Annotated in this window: 9 protein-coding genes; 8 read left to right on the top strand and 1 reads right to left on the bottom strand. The window is 65.5% G+C overall.

Annotation, left to right across the window (positions count from 1 at the left end; translation table 11 throughout):
• Both AAFP05_RS05025 and AAFP05_RS05020 read left to right on the top strand, forming a co-directional pair.
• The coding region (locus tag AAFP05_RS05025; RefSeq protein WP_341728756.1) for a tyrosine-protein phosphatase at window positions 1-726 on the top strand (726 nt) is incomplete at its 5' end.
• Window positions 727-825: 99 nt separating this feature from the next.
• Window positions 826-2124: a replication-associated recombination protein A gene (locus AAFP05_RS05020; protein ID WP_341728782.1), complete on the top strand. Its 1299-nt coding sequence runs from the start codon at window positions 826-828 to the stop codon at window positions 2122-2124.
• Here AAFP05_RS05020 and AAFP05_RS05015 read toward each other — a convergent pair.
• Entirely contained in the window at window positions 2104-3072 is a 969-nt protein-coding gene (locus AAFP05_RS05015; protein WP_341728755.1) for a YihY/virulence factor BrkB family protein, read from the bottom strand. The genes AAFP05_RS05020 and AAFP05_RS05015 overlap by 21 nt on opposite strands.
• A gap of 155 nt (window positions 3073-3227) precedes the next feature.
• On the opposite strand from AAFP05_RS05015, the gene alaS reads away from it, so the two are divergent.
• From alaS to aroB, 6 genes are read left to right on the top strand one after another with little or no spacing between them, the layout of a single operon-like run.
• A complete protein-coding gene (gene alaS / locus AAFP05_RS05010; protein WP_341728754.1) occupies window positions 3228-5912 on the top strand; it encodes an alanine--tRNA ligase in 2685 nt (894 codons plus the stop codon).
• A complete protein-coding gene (ruvX, locus tag AAFP05_RS05005) occupies window positions 5902-6369 on the top strand; it encodes a Holliday junction resolvase RuvX (RefSeq protein ID WP_341728753.1) in 468 nt (155 codons plus the stop codon). Before alaS ends, ruvX begins: the two co-directional genes overlap by 11 nt.
• Window positions 6370-6377: 8 nt before the next feature.
• A complete protein-coding gene (gene mltG, locus AAFP05_RS05000) occupies window positions 6378-7535 on the top strand; it encodes an endolytic transglycosylase MltG (protein ID WP_341728752.1) in 1158 nt (385 codons plus the stop codon).
• 46 nt (window positions 7536-7581) lie between these two features.
• Window positions 7582-8778, top strand: coding sequence for a chorismate synthase (gene aroC / locus AAFP05_RS04995; RefSeq protein ID WP_341728751.1), 1197 nt, complete (start codon window positions 7582-7584; stop codon window positions 8776-8778).
• Window positions 8771-9289, top strand: coding sequence for a shikimate kinase (locus tag AAFP05_RS04990; RefSeq protein ID WP_341728750.1), 519 nt, complete (start codon window positions 8771-8773; stop codon window positions 9287-9289). Before aroC ends, AAFP05_RS04990 begins: the two co-directional genes overlap by 8 nt.
• Entirely contained in the window at window positions 9286-10374 is a 1089-nt protein-coding gene (gene aroB, locus AAFP05_RS04985) for a 3-dehydroquinate synthase (RefSeq protein ID WP_341728749.1), read from the top strand. Before AAFP05_RS04990 ends, aroB begins: the two co-directional genes overlap by 4 nt.
• Window position 10375 lies beyond the last annotated feature (1 nt).

Here is a 10375-nt window from a genome sequence, read left to right as displayed (position 1 = left end):
TTCGGTGGCATGACCACCGCCGAGGGACGCATGATCCGTGATGGCGTGGTGCTGCGTTCCGACAATCTCGATAATCTGCCGCAGACCTCCATCGATTGGCTGCTCGACGATCTCGGCCTCAGCGACGTGGTCGATCTGCGCACCAACAGCGAGCGGGCCCGGGCAACGCGCTTTCCGTTCGACGGCCGCGTAGACGTGCATCGGCTGAGCCTCTATCCAGACGATGATCCCAATGACCCGATGCCCGCCTGGTTCGGTGAGTTGGCCGTGCTCGAGGACGGTGATCCCCCCGATACCGTGCACATCGTCGCCGGCCACTACCTCGGCTACTTCAGGACGCGGCCGGACAACATCGTTGCTGCGTTGCGCGCCGTTGCGGCCGCTCGGGGGGCGACCATCATCAACTGCGCCGCGGGCAAGGATCGCACCGGCACGGTCAGCGCCGTCCTCCTCTCGGCGGTTGGTGTGCCGAGGGCCCAGGTGCTGGCCGATTACGCGGCGAGCACCGAGCGGATCGAGGCGATTCTCGCCAAGCTCGGTTTCGGTGCGAGCGCCGGGTCGGGCGAGCACGACTCCGACGTGCAATCCCAGTCCACTCCGCCCGAGTTGATGGGCTTGGTCCTCAGCCGGGTCACCCGCGACTATGGTTCCGTCGGCGGGTGGCTGGAGGCCAGCGGCTGGACGCGAGCCGATCAGTCCGCGCTCGAGGCCAAGCTGTTCGGCTGATCACAGGGCGGGTCTGCGCGATGGAGTAGCGTCACTCGGGTGAGCGAGGATCTCTTCGGCAACATCACCCCGGACACGCGGCCGAGCGCGGGCGGGTCATTGAGCCAGGCCGATCATGCCAATCTGCCGCTGGCGGTGCGACTGCGTCCGCGCGGCATCGACGAGATCGTCGGGCAGCAGCATCTGCTGGCGCCCGGCTCACCATTGCGGCGCCTGGCCGAGGGAACCGGCGCCATGTCGGTCTTCTTGTGGGGGCCGCCCGGAGTGGGTAAGACGACCATCGCGGCGGTGGTTTCTCATCAGACCGGACGACGCTTCGTCGAGATCTCCGCGGTCACCTCCGGAGTCAAGGAGGTTCGAGCGCAACTGGAGACCGCCAAGAAAGAGCTCGCCCGCGGGGTCTCGACGGTGCTCTTCGTGGACGAGGTGCATCGCTTCAACAAGGCTCAGCAGGATGTTCTCTTGCCGGCGGTGGAGAACCGGCTCGTGACGCTGATCGCCGCCACCACGGAGAACCCGAGTTTCAGCGTCATCTCGCCGTTGCTCTCGCGCTCGCTGATTCTGACACTACGTCCGCTGACCGATGACGACCTGAACATCCTTGTGGATCGCGCGCTGAGCGACCCGCGGGGCCTCGAAGGCAAGTATCGGCTCGATCAGCAGGCGCGGACGGCGATGCTGTCGATGGCCGGTGGCGATGCCAGGCGCGTCCTCACCTATCTGGAAGAGGCTGCCCGCAGCGCCGATGCCAGAGCTACCGCGGCGATCGATCTTGAAATCGTCGAGCAGTCGGTCGACCGGGCGGCGGTTCGCTACGACGCCGACGGCGACCAGCACTATGACGTGATCAGCGCCTTCATCAAGTCCGTACGCGGATCCGATGTGGACGCCGCGTTGCACTGGCTGGCGCGGATGATCCAGGCGGGGGAGGACCCCCGGTTCATCGCGCGCCGCCTGATCGTGCTGGCCAGCGAGGACATCGGGATGGCTGCCCCAACGGTCTTGCAGACTTGCGTCGCAGCAGCCCAGGCGGTTCAGTTGATCGGCATGCCCGAGGCACGGATCAATCTGGCGCATGCCACGATTGCCGCGGCAGCCGCGCCGAAATCAAACGCCGTCGTGATGGCGATCGGTGCGGCGATCGCCGACGTGGAGGCGGGGCGGATCGGCAACGTTCCCCCTCATTTGCGCGACGCGCACTATTCGTCCGCGGGTGACTACGGCCACGGCGTGGGATACCGCTACGCCCACGACTATCCGCACGGCGTTGCCGCGCAACAGTATCTCCCGGACGAACTGGTCGGCAGGCGGTACTACCAGCCGACCTCGCACGGCAACGAGGCTCAGATCGCCGAGCGGCTGGACACGATCCGCGAATTACTGGCCCCCGAGGCGTAGCCGGTTGCCCTTGGCGGCGATCTTGTTCTGCTGCCGGGTCTTCTTCGAGACGCCGGCGGAGTTCTTCAGGCGCAGCATCGGTTCTCGCTCGGCGGGAAGGCCCTGCATCAGTTGCCTGCTACGCAGCACCTCCAGATCCAGATGCGCGCCGATGATAAGCGCCAGGTTGATCAGCCAGACCAGCCACAAGGCGATGATGGCGCCGGCCAGTGCACCGTAGGTGACGTCGTAGCTGCCGAAGTTGCTCGCGTAGAAGCTGAACCCGGCCACCGCGATCAGCGCCGTGAGCGTCGCCACGATCGCCCCGTAGCTGAGCGGGCGGAACCGCGGGAATCGTACATTCGGGCAGACGTAGTAGAGAACACTGATCAAGCCGATCACCAAGACGATGATCAGTGGCCAACGCAGCCACTGCCAGACCTGGACGACGCCGCCGAGATACTGGGAGTTGCCGGTCAGCCAGTCGGCGACCCGGCCGCTCAGCACCATGGCCAGCAGCAGCAGGGCCATACCGACCAGCAGCACTATGGTGATGCCGAACTGGGAGGCCTTGAGTTTGATGGGATTGCGTCCCTCAACGACTCCGTAGATGCGGTTCATCGCACGGCTGAAGGCGGCGACATACCCGCTGGCGGCCCACGCGGCGGTCAGAACACCGGCCGCCAGGCCGAATGTTGCACCGGACCTCGAGAAGAAGCCTTGGACGATGCCGACGACGGTCTGATTGAACGCCTGATCTGTGGACACTGAGCCGAGCAGTTCTGTCAACCAGGGGATCACCAGGTCCTCGATCCCGCTCAGCCTGAGCAGCGAGACCAGTGCCAACAGGGCCGGGAAGACGGCCAGCACGGTGTAATAGGTGAGGGTGGCGGCCATGTCGTTGCCCTTATTGCGGGAGAAACGCTGAAGGGTGGAAACGAAGGTGTATGTCCAGCCTGAGATGCTCATCGGGGGGTGCTTCGAGGCAGCACCGGCAGATCTGTCCAGGTTCGCGGGCGGCACAGTCATGTTCCGAATCTACGCGGTCAAGTGCTGCGCGCTAGGCTTAGGTGCTGGTCTGGCAGTAGGTACGCCAGCAGAGAAATCGCGAGTAAGGATGAGGGATGAAGGCAGCTGAGATCGGACGTCGTTACGTGGATTTCTTCGCCGCTCGTGGTCACACGATCGTGCCCAGTGCTTCTTTGCTGTACAACGATCCCACCCTGCTTTTTGTAAATGCAGGAATGGTGCCGTTCAAGGCGTATTTCATCGGTGCGGAGCCCTCGCCTTACAAGCGGGCCGTCAGCCTACAGAAATGCGTGCGCACCCTCGACATCGAGGACGTGGGCAAGACCACCCGGCACGGCACCTTCTTCCAGATGCTGGGCAACTTCAGCTTCGGCGACTATTTCAAGCGCGAGGCGATCGAGTGGGCCTGGGAGCTGGTCACCGGTTCCGTCGAGGACGGCTGCTTCGGCTTCGAGCCGGACAAGATCTGGGTCACCGTGCTCGGCGCCGGCCTGCACCCCGAGTATCCCGAGGGTGACATTGAGGCGAAGAACTACTGGAAGGCCGTCGGTGTTCCGGACGAGCGCATTCAGTCGCGTGGCCTCAAGGACAACTACTGGAACATGGGCATTCCCGGCCCTGGCGGTCCCTGCTCGGAGATCTACATCGATCGTGGTCCCGAGTTTGGTCCCGAAGGCGGTCCGAACGCCGATGAGGACCGTTACCTGGAGATCTGGAACCTGGTCTTCCAGCAGGAGGATCTCTCGGTGGTTCGAGCCAAGGACGACTTCGACATCGCCGGCCCGCTGCCCGGAAAGAACATCGATACCGGCGCCGGCCTGGAGCGCATCGCGCTTCTGATGCAGGGCGTGGACAACATGTACGAGACCGACGAGGTCTTCCCGGTGATCGCCCGGGCGTCCGAGCTGTCGGGCAAGAAGTACGGCACCGATCACGTCAATGACGTTCGGCTGCGCGTCATCGGCGACCATGTGCGCAGTTCGCTGATGCTGATGACCGACGGAGTGGCGCCCGGCAACGAGGCGCGCGGCTACGTGCTGCGCCGCCTGATGCGCCGCTCGATCCGTTCGATGCGGTTGCTCGGCTATGCCGCGCCGTCGGTCGTCGACCTGCTCGACGTGAGTCGCAATGTGATGCACACCTCCTATCCCGACATCGACGACCAGTGGGAGCGCATTCGGGAGATCGCTTCAGCGGAGGAAGAGTCGTTCGGCCACACTCTGAACTCGGGCACGGCGCTGTTCGACCTGGCAGCCCAGCAGGTGCGTTCGTCCGGCGGCCAGGTACTCGCAGGCGACAAAGCGTTCCAGTTGCACGATACGTATGGCTTCCCGATCGACCTGACCTTGGAGATGGCTGCAGAGCAGGGCCTGAGCGTCGATCAGGACGCATTCCGCACTCTGATGAATGAGCAGCGCCAGCGCGCCAAGGCCGACGCCCGCGCCAAGAAGGGCAGCGCGGTGCAAACCGAGGCCTATCAGGTGCTGCGCGCCGAGGGGGAGACCCCGTTCCTCGGCTACACCGATCTGAGTGTCGACACGAAGGTGCGCGGCCTGATCGCGGACGGCGAATCCGTCACATCCGTGCCGGCCGGCAGCATCGTGGAGGTCGTACTCCGCGAGACTCCGTTCTACGCGGAGTCCGGCGGTCAGGATTCCGACCGGGGCATCTTGCGTACTCCTGCGGGCGACCTCAAGGTGCTCGACGTCCAGCGTCCGGTGCCGGGGCTGATCGTCCACAAGGTCGAGGTGCCCAATGAGCTCGCCATCGGTGATGCCGTCACCGCGCTAGTGGACGGTTTCAACCGCCGCGGCGCCTGCCAGGCGCACTCTGCGACGCACGTCTTGCATGCGGCCTTGCGCGAACTGATCGGTTCGGGTGCCACCCAGGCCGGCTCGTTCAACAAGCCGGGCTATCTGCGCTTCGACTATTCGTCCACGAAGGGGCTGAGCCCCGAGCTGCGGGCCGAAATCGAAGAGCGCTGCAATGTGGCGATCCGAGATGACCTTGAGGTCACCGCCACCCAGATGAAGCTGGAGGACGCCAAGGCACTCGGCGCGATGGCGATGTTCGGCGAGAAGTATCCGCCGATCGTCCGGATGGTCGAGATGGGCGGTCCGTGGAGCCGTGAGCTGTGCGGTGGTACCCATGTGCAGCATTCGAGCCAGATCGGGCTGCTGAGCCTGCTCGGTGAACAGTCGGTCGGTTCGGGTGCCCGCCGAGTCGAAGCGCTGGTGAGTACCGATGCCTTCGCTCACATGGCGGCCGAGCGCGCACTGGTCAACGAGCTCAGCAATACCTTGCGCGTGCAACCCGATCAGTTGGGCGATCGCGTTCAGGCCATGGTTGCCGAACTGAAGTCGGCGCAGAAGACCATCTCCGAACTGCGGATGACTCAGTTGCAGGCTCAGGTCGCCGGCATCGTCGCGAAAGCAGCCGACATTGAGGGCGTCCTCTTCGCCGCTCAGGTGGTCGATGGCGCCGATGCAGGTGATCTGCGTTCGCTGGCCTGTCAGGTGCGTGACCAATTCGGTGCCCGCGCGGCGGTGGTCGTGCTGATCGGCAGCGGCTCCAAGCCGTCGATCGTGGTGGCGGTCAACGGCCAGGGACGAGACCTGGGCATCAAGGCCGGCGAGATCGTCCGGCATGCTGCGGTCGAGCTCGGTGGCAAGGGTGGCGGAAAGGACGACATCGCTCAGGGCGGCGGTTCGCAGCCGGACGCCGCACCGCAGGCCATCGAGGCGGCCCGCCATCAGGTGGAGGCTGTTCTTGGGCGCTGAGTTCCGTCGCGGAGTCCGGTTGGCCGTCGACTGGGGTAAGGCCAGGGTTGGGGTCGCGGCATGCGACCCGGACGGCCTACTGGCCTACCCCGTCGAGACCGTGCCCACGGGTCCCGGAACCGTCAAGCGGCTCACCGAGATCTGCGCAGAATATGACCCGATCGAGGTGCTACTCGGCTGGCCGGTTAATCTGGCAGGACGAGAAGGTCCTGCGGTCCGGCAGATGGCCGAGGTGGCCGATCGGTTGGACGCCGGGCTGGCGCTGCCGTTGCGTGTCGTGGACGAGCGGCTGAGCACCGCCAGCGCGGCACGTAAGCTGGCCGCGAGCGGAAAGACCTCACGGAGTCGGCGCAGCATCATCGACCAGGCCGCCGCCGTGGACATTCTCGAGCAAGCACTTGACTACGAGAAGCGCACCGGTCGACCGGCCGGATGCGCCTGGCCCCAGGAAGGTTAGCCGTAACGATGAGCCGATTCCTCGACGAAGACGACTTCGGCGACGACTACTTCGACAACGATGACACCGATCCGACGCCGCCGCCGACAAGGCGCCGCGGCTCGTGGTGGAAGAACCTGCTGGCGATCGTCATCTCGCTGGCCGTCCTGGTTGGCGGCGGATATTTCGTCTACTCCAAGGTCAAGGACGTCTATCAAGGGTTTACAAGCGTCAGCGACTATCCCGGCCCCGGTGAGCAGGACGTACTGGTCACGATTCCCGATGGCGCGACGCTGACCGACATGGCCGATGTGCTGGTTCAGGCCGATGTGGTGGCGTCGAAGAAGGCATTCGTCAAGGCTGCAGGCAGCATCGCCGGGTCGTCAGGTATTCAGCCCGGTACCTACCAGCTGAAGACCAAGATGCAGGCCGCTGACGCCGTCACGGCGCTGATGGATCGCGCGAACATGGTCAACACCCAGGTCACGATTCCCGAGGGCCTGCGCGATTCGGTGCTGACCGAACGGCTGAGCGAGCAGACCGGCATCCCGGTCGCCGACTTCGAGGCAGTGCTTGCCGATCCCTCCCAGCTGAAGCTGCCGGATTGGGCGAACGGGAAACCTGAGGGTTTCCTCTTCCCCGAGACCTACGTCTATGACACCGAGCCGACCGCGGCCGAGATCCTGGCCGAGATGACGTCGCACTTCGGCACGGTCGCCGATCAGATCGCCTTCGTGAACAAGGCGAACTCGATAGGGGTCTCGCCCTATGATGCGCTGATCGTCGCCTCCATCATCGAGAAGGAGACCCGCGACCCCGCATACGGCCCCGATATCGCCCAGGTCCTCTACAACCGGCTGGGTCAAGGCATGAAGCTGCAGTTGGACTCGACGGTGATCTACGCGGTGAACTCGCCCGGAACCATCACCACCACCGACGACGAACGCGCCAATCCTTCGCCGTACAACACGTACATGCATGAGGGATTGCCGCCTGGCCCGATCTCGAACCCGGGCAAGAATGCGCTCGAGTCGGCCGTCAACCCGACGCACGGCAGCTACCTCTATTTCGTGGCAGTGAATCCGGACACCGGAGAGACGAAGTTCGCCTCGGATTACGAGGGCCACTCCGCCAACGAGGCGCAGTTCCACGCCTGGTGCCAGGCTAACGCCGATCAGTGCGGTTAAGGGTTAGGGCAGCGGCCGGGGTTTCCGATCTGGGATACTGGGGCACATGCTTCGATACCTGACTGCCGGTGAATCACATGGACGCGCCATCGTTGCCACGCTGGAGGGGCTGCCCGCCGGAGTCGCAGTGACATCGGAGGACATCGCCGAGGCTTTGGCAAGGCGACGGCTTGGTGCCGGGCGTGGCGCCCGGATGAGGTTCGAGGCCGATGAGTTGACGATGCTCACCGGAGTCCGGCACGGCAAGACGCTGGGGTCGCCGATCGCTATCATGGTCGGCAACACCGAGTGGCCGAAGTGGGAGCAGGTGATGGCTCCCGACCCCGTCGATCCCAAGCTGCTCGCAGAGCTGGCACGAAACGCGCCGCTCACTCGTCCGCGCCCGGGTCACGCCGATCTGGCGGGCATGCAGAAGTACGACTTCGCCGATTCCCGGCCGGTGCTCGAGCGGGCCAGCGCCAGAGAGACCGCTGCCCGGGTGGCGATCGGGCGAGTCGCGCAGAATTTTCTCGCCCAGGCCTGTGGCATCACGGTGCTCAGTCATGTCGTCGAGCTCGGTGGTATCGCTGCGTCGAGTTCGACCTTTCCGACGATGGCCGACCTGCCCGCGATCGACGCCGATCCCGTCCGCTGCTTCGATCCGGCGGCCAGCACAGCCATGCAGGCCGAGATCGATGCCTGCCAGAAGGCCGGTGACACCCTTGGTGGTGTCGTCGAGGTAATCGCCTGGGGCTGCCCCCCTGGGCTCGGCAGCCACATCCAAGGTGACCGCCGGCTGGACGCCAAGCTCGCATCGGCACTCATGGGTATCCAGGCAATCAAGGGCGTCGAAGTCGGCGACGGCTTCGAACTCGCCCGGGTTCGCGGCAGCCAGGCACATGACGAGATCGCCCGCGGTGGCTCCGGCATCGAGCGGCTCTCACAGCGTTCTGGCGGCACCGAGGGCGGCATGTCCACCGGTGAGCTCGTTCGGGTGCGTGCCGCGATGAAGCCGATCGCCACCGTGCCCAGGGCGCTGCGCACGATCGATGTGGCCACCGGTGAGCCGGCGGTGGCCGACCATCAGCGCTCCGATGTCTGCGCGGTGCCGGCGGCAGGGGTGGTGGCCGAGGCGATGGTCGCCCTGGTGCTGGCCGAATGCTGTCTGGAGAAGTTCGGCGGCGATTCGCTCGGGGAAACCCGCCGCAACTACCTGGGGTACCTGCGTCAAGTTGCAGAGCGGGGACTGTCGATTCATGACTGAGCTACCCGCGATCGTCCTGGTCGGCCCGCCGGCGGCCGGAAAATCGACCGTCGGCGCGCTGCTGGCCGGCAGGCTGGGCGTCAAGTTCTGCGATGTCGACAACGTGATCGAGGCTCAGCAGAATCGTCCGGTCACCGAGATCTTCGCCGAACTGGGCGAGCCCGCCTTCCGCAGCCTCGAATTGGACGCCACCTTGGCTGCCCTGGAATCGGGTGGGGTCGTCGCGCTGGGCGGGGGAGCGGTGACCAATGCGCGGTTGCGCGCGGCCTTGGCCGGGCATCCGGTCATCTGGCTGCGCGCCACCGTGCATGAAGCCGTCCGCCGGGTGGGCGCGTCAACCACGCGTCCGCTACTGAGCGGCGATGTGGCCGGAAACTGGCGCCGGCTGGTCAACGAGCGAGCGCCGTACTACGAGCAGGTGGCGACCATCGTCGTCGACACGGCCGGACGAAGCCCCGCCAAGGTTGCTGCTCAGATCACCTCCCAGCTAACGACCCAGGGGCTGCGATGAGCACCGTCCGTTTCACCACCGAACACCCGTACAGCGTCGAGATCGACAGCGGGGCACTCGACAAGCTGTCCGCACTGATCGGCGACGCAAGCCGCGTGGCGGTCATCTACCCCGATCCGCTCGCCGAGGTCGCGCTCGAGGTCGCGCGGCTGGCAGGCTCGGCAACCGTGTCGGTGCTGTCGGTGGGCGTGCCCGAAGGCGAAGCCGCCAAGACCCCCGAGATCCTGGCCAGCTGCTGGAGCGCGCTCGCTGCGGCGGGTTTCACCCGTTCCGACCTGATCATCGGTGTCGGCGGAGGAGCCACCACCGATCTGGCGGGTTTCGTGGCAGCAAGCTGGCTGCGCGGTGTCAGTTTCATCAGCGTGCCCACCACGGTGCTGGCCATGGTCGATGCCTCGGTCGGGGGCAAGACCGGCATCGACCTGCCCGAAGGCAAGAATCTCGTCGGCGCGTTTCACGAACCGAACGCAGTGATCGCCGATCTGAATCTGCTGGCGACACTGCCCGAACGCGAGGTGCGTTCCGGCCTGGCGGAGGTCATCAAGGCCGGTTTCGTCCGCGACGATCGGATCCGCGAGCTGATTGCCACCTCGCCGAGCAGCTCGCTGGATGTCACCAGCGCCCGGCATGCGGAGTTGATCCGTCGCGCGGTGCAGTTCAAGGCGGATGTGGTCTCGTCGGATCTGCGCGAGGCCACCTCGGTCGGCGACAGGATCGGCCGCGAACTGCTGAACTACGGCCATACTCTCGGCCACGCCATCGAGGCCTGGGAGCATTACCGGATGCGTCATGGCGAGGCCGTCGCACTCGGCATGATCTTCGCTGCGCAACTCTCCCGCCGGCTGCTCGGGCTCTCGGACGAGGCAGTCGCCACGCACCGCGAACTCATCGGCGTCCTGGGCCTGCCCACCAGCTACCAGCGGGCCCCGTTCGGCGAGCTTCGTGGGCTGATGGGACGCGACAAGAAGACCCGCGGCCGTGCCCTACGATTCGTCGGACTGCGCAATCTGTCGGACCCAGCGATGATCGTTGCCCCCAGCGAGCGGGTCCTCGAGGAGTGCTACGCCGAGCTCGGCCGCGACTGAG

Source organism: Brooklawnia sp. (genome assembly GCF_032229645.1).
In the GTDB taxonomy this organism is placed as follows: Bacteria; Actinomycetota; Actinomycetes; order Propionibacteriales; family Propionibacteriaceae; genus Brooklawnia.
The sequence above is the reverse complement of the archived record's forward strand: the minus strand, read 5'-3'. Positions and strand labels throughout refer to the sequence as shown.

Bases quoted from the DNA above. Each gene is read 5' to 3' on its own strand.
- aroB (WP_341728749.1), top strand. From the start codon at position 9,286: ATGAGCACCGTCCGTTTCACCACCGAACACCCGTACAGCGTCGAGATC.
- mltG (WP_341728752.1), top strand. From the start codon at position 6,378: ATGAGCCGATTCCTCGACGAAGACGACTTCGGCGACGACTACTTCGAC.
- AAFP05_RS05015 (WP_341728755.1), bottom strand. From the start codon at position 3,072: ATGAGCATCTCAGGCTGGACATACACCTTCGTTTCCACCCTTCAGCGT.
- AAFP05_RS04990 (WP_341728750.1), top strand. From the start codon at position 8,771: ATGACTGAGCTACCCGCGATCGTCCTGGTCGGCCCGCCGGCGGCCGGA.
- aroC (WP_341728751.1), top strand. From the start codon at position 7,582: ATGCTTCGATACCTGACTGCCGGTGAATCACATGGACGCGCCATCGTT.
- alaS (WP_341728754.1), top strand. From the start codon at position 3,228: ATGAAGGCAGCTGAGATCGGACGTCGTTACGTGGATTTCTTCGCCGCT.